General features: G+C 72.9%; 12 protein-coding genes. 6 read left to right on the top strand and 6 right to left on the bottom strand.

The window, feature by feature from the left end:
* Nucleotides 1-39: 39 nt before the first annotated feature.
* Nucleotides 40-1,854 (top strand): penicillin-binding transpeptidase domain-containing protein, encoded by a 1,815-nt coding sequence (locus IOD16_RS29430; protein WP_201436941.1) that lies wholly within the window; start codon nucleotides 40-42, stop codon nucleotides 1,852-1,854.
* 130 nt (nucleotides 1,855-1,984) lie between these two features.
* Nucleotides 1,985-2,842 carry a type I methionyl aminopeptidase gene (gene map / locus IOD16_RS29425; protein ID WP_123745995.1) on the top strand — a complete coding sequence of 286 codons (858 nt, stop codon included), beginning with the start codon at nucleotides 1,985-1,987 and terminating at the stop codon, nucleotides 2,840-2,842.
* Nucleotides 2,843-2,851: 9 nt separating this feature from the next.
* Here the strand turns inward: map and IOD16_RS29420 are convergent, their stop codons facing one another.
* Nucleotides 2,852-3,580: an alpha/beta fold hydrolase gene (locus IOD16_RS29420; protein ID WP_236594457.1), complete on the bottom strand. Its 729-nt coding sequence runs from the start codon at nucleotides 3,578-3,580 to the stop codon at nucleotides 2,852-2,854.
* 11 nt (nucleotides 3,581-3,591) lie between these two features.
* Here IOD16_RS29420 and IOD16_RS29415 point away from each other — a divergent pair, with 11 nt between their 5' ends.
* Entirely contained in the window at nucleotides 3,592-5,115 is a 1,524-nt protein-coding gene (locus IOD16_RS29415) for a cobyric acid synthase (protein ID WP_201436940.1), read from the top strand.
* Between the two features lie 338 nt (nucleotides 5,116-5,453).
* Here IOD16_RS29415 and IOD16_RS29410 read toward each other — a convergent pair whose 3' ends face one another.
* Nucleotides 5,454-6,386, bottom strand: a complete 933-nt coding sequence (locus IOD16_RS29410; protein WP_236594456.1) for a pentapeptide repeat-containing protein — start codon at nucleotides 6,384-6,386, stop codon at nucleotides 5,454-5,456.
* Between the two features lie 32 nt (nucleotides 6,387-6,418).
* Nucleotides 6,419-7,351 (bottom strand): EamA family transporter, encoded by a 933-nt coding sequence (locus IOD16_RS29405; protein ID WP_201436939.1) that lies wholly within the window; start codon nucleotides 7,349-7,351, stop codon nucleotides 6,419-6,421.
* A gap of 73 nt (nucleotides 7,352-7,424) precedes the next feature.
* On the opposite strand from IOD16_RS29405, the gene IOD16_RS29400 reads away from it, so the two are divergent.
* Nucleotides 7,425-8,333 carry a LysR family transcriptional regulator gene (locus tag IOD16_RS29400; RefSeq protein ID WP_201436938.1) on the top strand — a complete coding sequence of 303 codons (909 nt, stop codon included), beginning with the start codon at nucleotides 7,425-7,427 and terminating at the stop codon, nucleotides 8,331-8,333.
* A gap of 353 nt (nucleotides 8,334-8,686) precedes the next feature.
* On the opposite strand, the gene IOD16_RS29395 is transcribed toward IOD16_RS29400, so the two are convergent.
* Entirely contained in the window at nucleotides 8,687-9,358 is a 672-nt protein-coding gene (locus tag IOD16_RS29395; protein WP_201436937.1) for a FadR/GntR family transcriptional regulator, read from the bottom strand.
* Between the two features lie 161 nt (nucleotides 9,359-9,519).
* On the opposite strand from IOD16_RS29395, the gene IOD16_RS29390 reads away from it, so the two are divergent.
* On the top strand, nucleotides 9,520-10,698 hold the full coding sequence (locus IOD16_RS29390; protein ID WP_236594455.1) for an MFS transporter: 1,179 nt from the start codon (nucleotides 9,520-9,522) through the stop codon (nucleotides 10,696-10,698).
* A 177-nt stretch (nucleotides 10,699-10,875) separates the two neighbouring features.
* On the opposite strand, the gene IOD16_RS29385 is transcribed toward IOD16_RS29390, so the two are convergent.
* Both IOD16_RS29385 and IOD16_RS29380 read right to left on the bottom strand, forming a co-directional pair.
* Nucleotides 10,876-12,252, bottom strand: coding sequence for a mycothione reductase (locus tag IOD16_RS29385; protein ID WP_201436936.1), 1,377 nt, complete (start codon nucleotides 12,250-12,252; stop codon nucleotides 10,876-10,878).
* A 45-nt stretch (nucleotides 12,253-12,297) separates the two neighbouring features.
* On the bottom strand, nucleotides 12,298-12,825 hold the full coding sequence (locus IOD16_RS29380) for a YbhB/YbcL family Raf kinase inhibitor-like protein (RefSeq protein ID WP_201436935.1): 528 nt from the start codon (nucleotides 12,823-12,825) through the stop codon (nucleotides 12,298-12,300).
* Between the two features lie 183 nt (nucleotides 12,826-13,008).
* On the opposite strand from IOD16_RS29380, the gene IOD16_RS29375 reads away from it, so the two are divergent.
* Nucleotides 13,009-13,839, top strand: a complete 831-nt coding sequence (locus IOD16_RS29375; protein WP_201436934.1) for a polysaccharide deacetylase family protein — start codon at nucleotides 13,009-13,011, stop codon at nucleotides 13,837-13,839.
* Nucleotides 13,840-13,908: the final 69 nt, after the last annotated feature.

Genomic DNA, 13,908 nt, shown 5'->3' with positions numbered 1-13,908 from the left:
CGCGGCGTGCGGTCGATCGCACCGGGCATACTCGGCGCCGTGATCGCGCGCAAGCCGTCCCTGTCCCGCTTGGTCCTTCCCGGGGTGGTCCTGCTGCTCGTCAGCGGCTGCGGCCTGTTCTCCTCCCGTCCCGGTCCGGACCAGGTGGCGGGCGACTTCCTGGCCAAGCTCGCCGCGGGCGACGTGGACGGCGCGGCCGGCCTCACCGACGACCCGGCCGACGCCAAGGAGCTGCTGGGCAAGGTCCGCGAGGTGCTCAAGCCGGAGAGCCTGGCCGCCGAGGTCGAGCAGGTGGGCTCGACGGGCGAGTCGACCACCGCCGACGCGACCGCGCGGCTCGACTGGGACCTCGGGCACGACCACGCGTGGAGCTACCAGACGAAGTTCGACCTCCGGCGCGAGGAGGACGACTGGAAGGTGCACTGGGCGCCTTCGGTCGTGCACCCGAAGCTCGCCGTGCAGCAGTCGCTCGGCGTGGCCGAGGTGAAGCCCGCGCTGGCGCCCGTGCTCGACCGGGACGGCACGCCGCTGCTCGCGCCGGAGCAGGTCGTGTCGGTCCTGCTCGACGCGAAGGACGCGGGCGACCTCAACGCGGTGGCCGCCGCGCTGGCCGCGGCGCTGACGCCCATCGACCCCGCGATCACCCAGTTGGCGATCGTGGACGGGGTGTCGAAGGCGCCCGCCGGGCAGGTCTACCAGGTGGCAGCGCTGCGCGACGCCGACTACCAGACCGTGAAGCCCGCGATCTACGAGCTGCCGGGGGTGCGGTTCACCACGCAGACGAGCCTGCTGGCGCCGTCGCGCACGTTCGGCTCGCAGGTGCTGCCCGCCGTGCGCAAGGCGGTGGAGGAGGAGATCGCCGGGAAGGCCGGGCTGCGCGTGTACACGGTGAACGCGGCCGGCGACGAGGTGGAGACGCTGCACGAGCAGGCGCCGGAGGCGGCGCAGGCGATCTCGACCGCGTTGAGCCGCTCGGCGCAGGTGGCGGCGGAGGACGCGCTGGAGCCCGTGCCGCAGGCGGCGATGCTGGTGGCGTTGCAGGCGTCGACCGGCGACGTGCTGGCGGTCGCGCAGAACGGACCGGCCGACGAGGCGGGCCCGATGGCGCTGTCCGGCCGCTACCCGCCCGGGTCGACGTTCAAGATCGTGACGGCGGCGGCGGCGCTGTCGTCCGGGCAGGCGACGGCGGACACCCCGCTGCCGTGCCCCGGCACGACGGTCGTCGACGGTCGCCGGGTCGTGCCGAACGACCACGAGTTCGACAAGGGCACGATCCCGCTGCACTCGGCGTTCGCCTTCTCCTGCAACACGACGTTCGCGCAGCTCGCGGCCGGGATGGAGCCGGACGCGCTGACCGAGGCGGCGGACTCGTTCGGCCTCGGCGTCGACTTCGACATCCCGGCGATCACCACGATCACCGGTTCCGTGCCACCCGCCACCGACGTGGTGGAGCGGGCGGAGGACGGCTTCGGCCAGGGCAAGCTGCTGGCGAGCCCTTTCGGCATGGCCCTGGTGGCGGCGACGACGGCGACGGGCAAGATGCCGGTGCCGACGCTGCTGAAGGGCCGGGAGACGAAGGTGGACCACACCCCGACCCCGCCGACGCCCGCCGTGCTGGAGCCGTTGCGGGCGATGATGCGGGAAGTGGTCGAGACCGGCACCGCGCCGCAGCTCAAGCCGCACGGGGACGTGCGGGGCAAGACCGGCACGGCGCAGTTCGGCGACGGCACCAACTCGCACGGCTGGTTCGTCGGCTACCGGGGCGACATCGCGTTCGCGACCCTGCTCCTGGGCACCAACAGCTCCGCCCCGGCGGTCGAGGCCACCGCCCGCTTCCTGGCCGCGCTCGGCTGAGGTAGTGCCGGTCCGCGGCCGGGGTGGGCGGGCCGCCCGAACCGCTGCCCGCCGCGCCCGGAACGGTCGAGGCGACCGCGTAGGGGACACGTGGCGCATACCTCATCACGCTGAGCCGTAATCTGGAGGCATGTCCGCGCGTGCCGTCCTCCAGCCAGGTGTGCTGTCCCCCCGCCGTCCGGTGCCCGCCAGGATCGAGCGGCCCGAGTACGTCGACCGGCCTGAACCCAAGCGCAACACCGATCCCTGGGTGCAGCCGCCCGAGGTGGTCGAGGCGATGCGCGTCGCGGGCAGGTTGGCGGCGCAGGCGTTGCAGGAGGCGGGCAAGGTGATCGTGCCCGGCGTGACCACCGACGAGATCGACGCGGTCGCGCACGAGTTCCTGTGCGACAACGGCGCGTACCCGTCCACGCTCGGCTACCGCGGCTTCCCCAAGTCCTGCTGCACCTCGCTCAACGAGGTCATCTGCCACGGCATCCCCGACACGACCGTCGTGGAGGACGGCGACATCGTCAACGTCGACGTCACCGCGTTCATCGGCGGCGTGCACGGCGACACGAACGCCACCTTCCTCGCCGGCGACGTGAGCGAGGAGGCCCGCCTCCTCGTCGAGCGCACGCACGAGGCCACCATGCGCGCCATCAAGGCGGTGAAGCCGGGGCGGCAGCTCAACGTGGTCGGCCGCGTCATCGAGTCCTACGCCAACCGCTTCGGCTACGGCGTGGTCCGCGACTTCACCGGCCACGGCATCGGCCGCACGTTCCACAGCGGCCTGGTCGTGCTGCACTACGACGCGCCGCACGTGCCCACGGTGATCGAAGAGGGCATGACGTTCACCATCGAGCCGATGATCACCCTCGGCGGCATCGACCACGACCTGTGGGACGACGGCTGGACGGTCACCACCCGCGACAAGAGCTGGACCGCCCAGTTCGAGCACACGATCGTGGTCACCGCGGACGGCGCGGAGATCCTCACCGTCTGCTGAGCGGGCGCCTCACCGCATGCCGAGCAGCGGCGCCAGGGCCGCCGCCACCTCGGCGGGCGACGTCACCGCGCCCAGGTGGTGGCTGTCCAGCTCCACCACCGGCCAACCCCGCTCCCGCGCCGCCGAGGCGGCGGTGTCGTAGGCGCCGCTGAGCCGCACGTACGAGCACGGCCCGGTCCACGCCACGGTGGGCCGGGGCTCCTTGAGGAACGCCAGCGGCACCTCGGGCGCCTCGGCCACGATCTCCTCCAGCAGCCGCACGTCCGGCACCATCGCCGACAGCGCCTCGGGCGCGAACCAGAGGTCCCAGCGCGGCATCAGGCCGTCCCGGGAGATGGTCTTCAGGTGCGCCATCCGCTCGGCCGGCGCGTCGTCGCGCCAGCTCCGGCCCGGGGTGGGCAGGTCGGCGTCGAGGAACACCAGCCCGCGCACGGGGGTCTCCAGGGCGTCGGCGAACGCGGGCAGCAGCGGACCGGCGCCGCTGTGCCCCACGAGCACCAGGTCGCCCTCGACCATGGCGTCCTCGACGGCGTCGGCGAACACCCCGAGCAACCGCTGGTGGACGGGGGCGGCGTTGACGTTCACCCGCAGGTCGAGCAGCACCACGGGGTGACCGCGCTCGGCCAGCGCGTCGGCGAGCGGGCGCATGCTCGCGGGCCCGAGGTAGGGGCTGTGCACCAGGACCGCGGTGGCGGGGACGTCGACCATGCGGTGGATGATGTCAGCCGGGACCGACACGAGGGGACATTGTGCGCAGTGCGTTGCTGGTGGCCGGCACCACGTCGGACGCGGGGAAGAGCGTGCTGGCGGCGGGTCTGTGCAGGTGGCTCACCCGGCAAGGGGTGAGGACGGCCCCGTTCAAGGCCCAGAACATGTCCAACAACTCGGTCGTGACGTCCGACGGCGGCGAGATCGGCCGGGCGCAGGCGGTGCAGGCCGCCGCGTGCGGGCTGGCGCCGAGCGTGCGGTTCAACCCGGTGCTGCTCAAGCCGGGCGGCGACCGCAGCTCGCAGGTCGTGGTGCTGGGCCGGGCGGTCGGCGAGGTGTCCGCGCTGTCCTACCGCGAGCGCAAGGCCGAGTTGTTCGCCACGGTCCTGACCACCCTGGACGGCCTGCGCGACGAGTTCGAGGTGGTGGTCTGCGAGGGCGCGGGCTCGCCCGCCGAGATCAACCTCAGGGCGAACGACATCGCGAACATGGGCCTGGCGCGGGCGGCGGACCTGCCGGTGCTCGTGGTCGGCGACATCGACCGGGGCGGGGTGTTCGCGCACCTGTTCGGCACGCTGGCCCTGCTCGACCCGGCCGACCAGGCGCTGGTCGGCGGGTTCGTGGTGAACAAGTTCCGCGGCGACCCGGCGTTGCTCGAACCGGGCCTGAGGCAGCTGCACGCCCTCACCGGGCGTCCCGTGCTCGGCGTGCTGCCGTGGCGGGAGGAGCTGTGGCTGGACGCGGAGGACTCCCTGTCCTACGCGGCGGACGGCGTGATCGGCCGGCCCGAGCCGCCGCGCGGCGACCAGTGGCTGCGGGTGGCCGTGGTGCGGTTGCCGCGCATCTCCAACGCCACGGACGTCGAGGCGCTGGCGTGCGAGCCGGGTGTGTCGGTGCGGTTCGTCACCGAGCCGTCCCGGCTGGCCGACGCGGACCTCGTGGTGGTGCCCGGGTCGAAGGCGACGGTGGACGACCTGCGCTGGCTGCGCGCCACCGGCCTGGCCGACGCGATCGCCGCGCACGACGGGCCGGTGCTCGGCGTCTGCGGCGGGTTCCAGATGCTCGGCCGGACGATCGAGGACGCGGTGGAGTCGCGCGCGGGCGTGGTCGAGGGCTTGGGGCTGCTGGACGTGGACGTGCGGTTCGAGCCGGGCAAGACGCTGGGCACGCCGCACGGCGACGCGCTCGGCGAGCCCGTCACGGGCTACGAGATCCACCACGGCGTGGTCACCCGCAACGCCGAGGAAGGGCTCCTCACCCTGCCGGACGGCACGCCGGAGGGCGCGCTGCGCGGCCGGGTCGCGGGCACCCACTGGCACGGCCTGCTGGAGAACGACGGCTTCCGCCGGGCGTTCCTGCGCTGGGCCGCCGGCCACGCGGGCCGGGAAGGATTCACCCCCGCGCCGGACGTCGACTTCGCCGGACGGCGGTCCGCTCAGCTCGACCTGCTCGGCGACCTGGTCGCCGACCACCTCGACACCGACGCGGTGTGGGCGTTGCTGGAGGAGGGCGTGCCACCCGGGCTGCCGGTCATCCCCCCGGCGGGTGCGCCACCTGTCGCCTGACGGCATCCGACCGCGGTGCGCGCGACCGACAAGTCGCGTGATGGTGCCACCGGTGGGCGGAGACGTGCGGACGACCGGATCGGCGACGGCGGCGGGTGGCTGCCCGACCGGCAAGCCGGGCGGCGCTGCCCGCGTGGGTCCGTCGCGGACCGTGCGGTCGCATCCGTGCGTGGGAAATCAGTGCGGTCCTAGTGGACGTTCGCTAGCTGAGGCCCGGGTTCGAACGGAGGGACATGCGGAAGATGGCACACACGTCACACCTCCGCTCACGGGTTGCCACACAGTGAAGGTACCGACGGCGGGCCCGGGGATACGTCGCCCGTTCGGGTCATCGGGGTTCACCGCCGGGCGATGAGCACCGCCCAGTCCGGCTCGGCGGCCTGCTCCACCCACCCCTCCGGCCACTTCCGCCGCACGTCACGGGTCCGCGTCCGGGCGCCGACCAGCTTGGCCGCGGTGTGCACGCCGAAGTCCGTGCCGCCCTCGAACACCGCGCCCCGGAACACCGACTCGCCGAACCGCACCCGCCGGAAGTCGGCCTGGTCGCGGAACCACGTGTCGCGGAAGTCCGCGGCGCCGGTGAACTCGGTGCCGCGGAACGTCGCCGCGCCGACGAATGTGGTGCCGGCGAACGACGCCGACCCGATCCGCGCGTGCGTCAGGGTGAGCTTGACCAGCGTGGCGTTGGACAGGTCGAGCGCGATGCCCGCCCAGAACACGTCGGGCCGGTCCGGTCGCAGGTGCGCGGCCAGCAGGGCGGTGGCGGTCTGCCGCACCTCCAGCTCCTGGAACCGGTGCGCGTCGCGCGGCCCGATCCGGGTCCTGGCCCGGACCTCCGGCGGCGGGGTGAACGGCATCCGCAGGTAGGCGCAGACCAGGTTCACGATCGTCTGCCGGTGCGCGGGGTTGCCCTGCGCCAGCCGTTCCAGCGCGTACAGCCCGGCCAGGCGCACCGGCGCCTTGTCGCTGCCGAGCTGGTCGGCGGCCTTGCCGTACAGCTCGGTGACCCGCCGCTCGGTCGCGTCGTGGTCCTTCTGCACGAGGTCGAGCTCGGCGTAGCGCTGGCGGCGCGCGGTGAGCAGCAGCGCCGCCGCGCCGCCCGTGCCGAGCAGGATGCTGGAGGCGGTGCGGACCACGTCCAGCCGCACGCCGTCCCGGGGCTCACCGGAACCGAGCGTGATCAGCAGGACCGCGACGGACCCCGCTCCCACGACACCGAGCCCGACCGCCCAGAGCACGATCGTCCTGGCCGACAGCACGCGGTGCTCCACGTCCTCCAGCCCAGCGGACCGCCGGCGGGCCGTCAATCACCGATGCGGGCGGAAGAAAGCGGTGTCGCCCCGGCGCCCGACCCGACGAGGACCGGCGCGGGCACGCGGGGCGCTCGTCGTTTCACCGTCGTGGCGGCCATGCCGGCGATCACCAGCGCCGCCGCGCCGAGCCGGACCGCGCTGACCGCCTCGTCCAGCAGCAGCCACCCGGACAGCATCCCCGCCACGGGCACCAGCAGCGCGAACGGCACCACGGCGCTCGCTTCGTAGGTTCGCAGCAGCAGGTTCCACAGGCCGAAGCCGAGCAGCGTCGACACCCACGCGATGAACAGGATCGCGCCGACCCCGGTCCAGCCGATCCCGCGCAGCGCGGCCAGGTCCGCCGCCGGTCCCTCGAAGACGAGCGACAGCCCGAGCAGCGGCAGCACCGCCAACGCGCTGACCCACACGATGAAGTTGACCGGGTCCGGCGGCCGGGCGTACCGGGTGGCGACGTTCGCCACGCCCCACGCCACCGCGCCCAGCACCACCAGCAGGAAGGCCGAGATCGGGCTGCCGACGCCGTAGTCGATCGCGATCACCGCGATCCCCGCCGCCGCCACGCCCATCCCGACCAGCTGCACGGGTCGCGGCCGTTCCTCCAGCAGCACGGCCGCGAACAGCACGGTGAAGAACACCTGGCTCTGCAACACCAGGGACGACAGCCCGGCGGGCATCCCGGCCGCCATCCCGACGAACACCAACCCGAACTTCGCCACGCCGAGCGCCAGCGCGACCGCGACGACCCACTTCCACGCCACCTTGGGCCTGCCGACGAACCACAGCGCGGGCACGGCGGCGGCCAGGAACCGCAGCGCGGAGAAGAACAGCGGCGGGAAGTCGCGCAGGCCCACCTTGATGACGACGAAGTTGACCCCCCAGATGGTGGCGACGAGCACCGCGATCGCGACGTGGCGTGGTTTCACAGCACCGAGTCTCAGCGCTCACATCGTTTAGCACTAGCGACGACTGCTGAAGCTTTCGGTTTAGTATCGCTACATGTTGGATCTCGGACGGCTCCGCGCCCTGCACGCGGTCGCGCAGCACGGCTCGGTCGGCGCGGCGGCCACGGCGTTGGGCTACACGCCGTCGGCGGTCTCGCAGCAGATCGCCAAGCTGGAACGGGAGACCCGCACCACGCTGCTGGAACGCCGCGGGCGCGGTGTCGCCCTGACCGACGCGGCCCACCTGCTGTCGGCCACCGCCGGGCAGGTGCTCGCGCTGGTCGAGCACGCCGAGGTGGCGTTGGAGGAGCAGCGCGGCGCGGCCGTCGGCGAGCTGCGGGTGGGCGCGTTCGCCACCGCCGCGCGCGGCCTGCTGCCGGCGGCGGTGGTGCGGCTGGCCGAGCGGCACCCGCAGCTGGACGTGCGGCTGGTCGAGCTCGACCCGCCGGACTGCCTGGAGGCGGTGGCGCGCGGCGAGCTGGACCTGGCCGTCACGCACGACTGGGTCAACGCGCCGCTGGCCGTGCCGGAGCCGGTGTCCCGGGTGCGGTTGGGCGAGGACGTGGCCGACGTGCTGCTGCCCGTCGCGCACCCGTTGGCGCGGCGGGAGTCCGTGACGCCGGAGGACCTGGCGGGCGAGCGGTGGATCTGCCAGCCGGAGGGCACGATCTGCCACGACTGGCTGGTGAACACCTTCCGCGGCGCGGGCATGGAACCCGACCTGGCGTACCGGATCGCCGAGTACGAGACGCAGTTGGCGTTGCTGGCGAAGGGGATCGGCGTGGCGCTGCTGCCCCGGCTCGGGCGGGGCGCGTTGCCGGGCTCGGTGCGCGCGGTGCCGTTCCGGCCGACGCCGACGCGCCGGGTGTTCGCGGTGTGGCGCACGCAGGCCGGCCGCCGCCCGGCCGTGACCGCGACCCTGGCCGCGTTGCGCGACTGCTGGGAGCAGCGGGAGACCGCTTGAGAACGCTTGTGCCGCAACAGATAACGATCGGGCATCCCACGGTTGCGGCGCGCCCGATTCCGACGAGTATCGGAGTGGGCCGTCGGGGGTCGTGGGTCTCGGCCCGGTCAAGCCACTCACCAGGGGGCCTCCTGCGGAAATCCGCCGCCGCGGGAGGTCTCCGCCCCGTCGTGAAAGCCCTTACCAGCAGCCCTTACCGGCAGCCCTCGCCGGGCACCGGCCGGACCGGTCGGCGTCGGTCGGGCGCACGCCGAAGAGACGTGCCCGCAGGTCGTCGACGGCGGCCTGCGGGACCGGCGTGGTGGCCTCGGCGGCCTTGACCGCTCAGGCGGCGGCCGGGTCCGGGTGGTGGGTCAGTCCTTGTGCCGCTCCAGCAACTCCTCCAGGAAACCGCCCGCCTCGGCCGCGGCGCGGGCCGCGTCCCGGTCGCGCACCGCGTCGAGCAGGCCGGCGTGCGACACGTGGTCGTCCTCGTGATCGGTTTCCACGGTGGCCGTGATGCTGGCCCGGACCGCCTCCGTGAGGCCCTGGTACAGCTCGGCCAGCAGGGTGTTGTGCGAGCACTGGACGAGCATCACGTGGAACGCGGTGTCCCGCTCCACCAGCCCGGCCCAGTCCTTCGCGGCCAGCGCGCCGTCCCGCTCGGCCAGCAGCTCTTCGAGCTTGTGGACCTCTTCGTCGGTGCGGTGGGTCGCGGCCAGTCGGGCGCCCTCCACCTCCAGCGTCCGGCGCACCTGGAGGACCTCGCGCAGCTCGCTGCCGCACATCCGGCGGACCGCGCCGGACAGCTCGCTGGTCGCGCGGACGAACGTGCCGTCGCCCTGGCGCACCTCCAACAGCCCGGCGTGGGACAACGCGCGCACCGCCTCCCGCACGGTGTTGCGCCCCACGCCCAGGGCGGTGACCAGCTCCGGTTCGGGTGGGATGCGGCGGCCGACCGGCCATTCACCGGCGGCGATCGCTCCCCTCATCTGGTCGATCACCTGGTCGACGAGCCCGGCCCGCCGAGTAGTGGCCAACGGCACAGCGTCATCCTTTCATCCGAACATCCCATGTCTGTAATAGTGGTCCGGTGCCAATCCAGCAGACCCGGCCAGACTGGTCACCGTCGACTGCCCACATTGCCACCGATGGCGATGCCAATGCGACGATCGCCGACCATCCTGGCCGCACGGGCGCGGGTGAGGTGCGTCGGAACCGCCAAGTTGCCCTGGTCGGCAGCACCCTGTTGGCGATCGGCGTAGCGCTGGCCGCCGCGAACCTCCGCCCGGCCGTGACGAGCCTGGCCTCGGTGCTGGGTGACGTGCGCGTGTCGCTGGGCGTCTCCACCGCGTGGACGAGCCTGCTGACCGCCGTGCCCACGCTGTGCTTCGGCGTCGCCGCGTTCCTCGCGCCCTGGCTGGGCCGGCGGTTCGGGATGGCCCGGGCGGTCGGGCTGTCGTTGCTGGTGCTGACGGTCGGCTTGGTGCTGCGGGTCGTGGACGGCCCGGCGGCGGTGCTCGGCGGCACGTTCATCGCGTGCGCGGGCATCGCGGTGTGCAACGTGCTGATCCCGGTGGTGGTGAAGGAGTCGTTCCCGGGCCGGGTGGGCCTGGTGACCGGCGTCTACACGGCGGCGTTGGCGGCCGGCGCGGCGTTGGGCGCGGCGTTCACGCCCGGCCTGGAGTCGGCGTTCGGGTCGTGGCGGCTGGCCGTCGGCGCGTGGGCGTTCCTGTCGGTGGCCGCGTTGCTGGTGTGGCTGGCCGGTGCGCGGCACGGGTTGTCCGCACGGCCCGCGGTGCGCGCGGCGCGGGTGGGCAGGCCGCTGTTCCGCAGCCCGCTGGCCTGGGTGATCACGGTGTTCTTCGGGCTCCAGTCGCTGCTGGCCTACACGGTGATGGGCTGGTTGCCGCAGATCCTCGTCGACTCGGGGGTCGACCGGACGACGGCCGGGCTGCTGCTGGCCATCACGATGGTGCTGGGCGTGCCGGTCAGCCTGATCGTGCCGCCGCTGGCCGCGCGCTGGTCGGGCCAGTCCTGGCTGGTGCTGGTGCTGGGCGTGCTCTCGGTGCTGGGCGTGCTGGGTCTCGCCCTGGCCCCGGGCGCGGCCCCCGGGCTGTGGGTCGTGCTGATCGGCGTGGGCATGGGCATGTTCCCGCTCGCCCTGGTGATGATCTCGTTGCGCACGTCGACCGGCGCGGACACGGCCCGGCTCTCCGCCATGGCGCAGAGCATCGGCTACCTGATCTCCGCCGCCGGCCCGTTCGCGTTCGGGGTGCTGCGCGGGGTGACCGGCACGTGGACCGTGTCGATGCTGGTCCTGGTGGTGCTGCTGGTCGTGCTGACCGCCCTCGGGTGGATCGCCGGCCGGCCACGCACGGTGTAGGTGATAACGCCTCGTCTTCCCGGCACGATGTGTCGGTTACGGACAGAACGGAGACCCGGTCGCACGAGGGGTACGACCGGGTCTCCCGCGTTCCGCGTCACCCGACGAAGGCGCGTCATGCGCGCACACGCGTCACGTGTCCGTTCAGTGGGGCGTGTCCCGGAGCCGCCGGGTGCCTCAGTTCGTCAGAGGCAGGTTGAGCAGCGCGTTCTCGATGACCTCGGGCATCCCCGGGTGGATCCAGTACTGCCCGCGCGCCATCGTGCGGGCGTCCAGGCCGAAGCTCATCGCCTGGATCACCGGCTGGATCACGCTCGACGCCTGCGGGCCGATCACGTGCGCCCCCAGGATCAGGCCCGTGTCCGGATCGGCCAGCACCTTCGCGAACCCCGTCGTGTCCTCCATCGCCCAGCCGTACGCGATCGACGCGTAGGCCTGCGCCGCCGCCACGTACCGCACGCCGCGCTCGACGGCCTGCTCCTCCGTCAACCCGACCGAGGCGATCTGCGGCGACGAGAAGACGGCCGCCGGCACGAACCGGTGGTCCGAGGAGATCGGCTCGTCCGGGTGCAGCAGGTTGTGCTGCACGACCCGAGCCTCGTGGTTGGCCACGTGCTTGAGCTGGTACTCCGAGCTGACGTCGCCCAGCGCGTAGACGCCCTCGGCGGACGTGCGCTGGTGCTCGTCGACGACCACGCGGCCGTCGGGGTGCAGGTCGACACCGGTCGCGGCCAGGTCGAGCAGGTCGGAGTTGGGCGTGCGGCCGACCGCGACCAGCAGCTCCTCGGACTCCACGACCTCCGCGCCGTCCGGGCCCTCCAGGTGCAGCCGGACCACGCCGTCGACCCGCTCGGCCCGCACCGCCTTGCGCTTGAGCCGCACGTCCCACTTCTGCGCGGCCGTCTCGGTGAAGCGGGCGGCGACCTCGCGGTCCTCGTGCCGCAGGAGCAGGTCGGACCGCGCGATCAAGGTCACCTGCACGCCGAACGACGAGAACACGTGCGCGAACTCCGCCGCCACGAAACCGCTGCCCAGGATGGTGAGGCGAGGGGGCAGGGCGTCGAGCCGCATGATCGTGTCACTGGTGTGGTAGCCCACCGAGTCGAGGTCGGCGACGTCCGGGACCACCGGGCGGCTGCCCGCGGCGAGCACGAACCGGTCCGCGGTGATCACCTCGCCGGTGCCCGTGTCCAGGGTCTTCGGACCGGTGAACCGGGCCGTGCCCTCGTAGACGGTGACGTTCGCGTTCTCCTCGGCCCGCCAGCGCCGGCCACCCTCGGAGATGGGGTCGATGCGGCCGAAGATCCGGTCGCGCACGTCGGTCCACCGGACGCCGTCCAGGTGGGCGTCGACGCCCAGCCGCGCGCCCGACGCGGGCGCGGCGGCGACGTCGGCGGTGTGCACGAACATCTTCGTGGGGATGCACCCGACGTTCAGGCACGTGCCGCCGAACACGCCCTTCTCGACGATCGCGATGTTCCAGCCGGCGAACCGCTCGTCCACGATGGAGTTGCCGGAACCGGTGCCGATGATGACCAGGTCGAAGTGCCTCACGTCGTGCTGCAACCCGCGACGTGGGGCACTTGTTCCCGCCGGGCGTCAGTGGGCGTAGGTCGGCACCAGGATCGCGCGGGCCAGGGTGTGGAACGCCAGGTTGAAGCTGACCACGGCGGGAGAGGCGTCGCCGTCCACGTCCAGCCCGTCGACGTCGACGGCGTGCACCACGAAGCAGTACCGGTGCACCTGGTCGCCGGGCGGCGGGGCGGCCCCGCCGAACGCGCGGGTGCCGAAGTCGCTGCGCACGTGGAACGCGCCGGCGGGCAGCGCGTCGTCCGAGGCGCCCGCGCCGGTGTCGAGCGAGGTGACGGACGCCGGGACGTTCACCACGACCCAGTGCCAGAAACCCGAGGGCGTCGGGGCGTCCGGGTCGAAGCAGGTGACCACGAAGCTCTTGGTCTCCTCCGGGAACCCGGTCCAGCTCAGCTGCGGCGAGGTGTTGCCACCCTCGAACACGTGCGCCTCCGCCAGCGGTTGGCCGTCGGACACGTCGGTCGAGCTGAGGGTGAACGACGCCACCTGCGGCAGCAGCGCGTAGGGGTCGGGCGCGACGGGGCGTTCGAGGCTCATCGGGTCTCCACACGTGATCTTGCGGGACAGACCCGGACGACCCTATCGCCGGCGTGGGACGGGCGCAGCGAGGTGATGTCGGAAACCGCCCGGAGCTGTGAGCAACCTGAAGGATTCTCGTAGCGTCTCCCATCGAGTGAGCGTCGCCCGGCTGGGTGATGCCCGTTCGAGGGGGAACACGGAATGAGACCCAGGGGAGTGGCGGTCCTGGCCGCCGTCGTCGCGGTGGTGTGCGCGTGCTCGTCGCAGCCGGAAGCCCGGCAGGCTGCGCCGACCGCGACCGGCACCACGACCACGACCGCCGTGACGACGACGACCACCACGCCGCCGACGGCCCTGCCCGGCCCGGGTGGGACCACCATCCCCGTGTTCCAGCAGCCCTACGCCTTCGGCACGCCCCAGCAGCAGGTGCCACCGGTGGTGGACGGCATGGTGCCGGTGGTGCGGCGGATCGACACCGACCGGCCCTACGTGTTCATCACCGTCGACGACGGAGCCGTCCGCCACCCGGCCGCGGTCGAGTTGATGCGCAAGAGCGGCGTCGAGCCGACGTTGTTCCTGAACTCGAAGCACGTCGACGGCCACGCCGACTACTTCAAGGGGTTCGAGGGCCTCGCGACGGTCCACGCGCACACGGCGACGCACCCCGACCTGACCGGCACCTCCTACGACTTCCAGCGCGGGGAGATCTGCGGCAACGCGGACCTGCTCCGGGTGCAGCTCGGCGCGCGGCCGAAGCTGTTCCGGCCGCCGTTCGGCAACTACGACCAGACGACGCGGCGGGCGGCGGCGGACTGCGGGTTCACGGCGCTGGTCATGTGGACGGCGGCGGTGAACGACGGGGTCGTGCAGTTCCAGGCAGGTGGTCGGTTGAACGCGGGCGACATCGTGCTCATGCACTTCCGGCACACGTTCGTGGAGGACTTCCTGGCGTTCTTGGAGCGCTGCAAGCTGGACGGGTTGACGCCGGTCGTGTTGGACGACTTCCTGGCGGAGCCCAAGGCGGCGGTGTGAGTCGGTCGTTGCCCGATGTGGCATGAGGCCCTTACGGGCACCCCAGGCAGGCCGAAGCCGGGCAGGCCT

Origin of the sequence: Saccharothrix sp. 6-C (assembly GCF_016695385.1) — a bacterium.
Lineage (GTDB): Bacteria > Actinomycetota > Actinomycetes > Mycobacteriales > Pseudonocardiaceae > Actinosynnema > Actinosynnema texasense.
The sequence above is the reverse complement of the archived record's forward strand: the minus strand, read 5'-3'. Positions and strand labels throughout refer to the sequence as shown.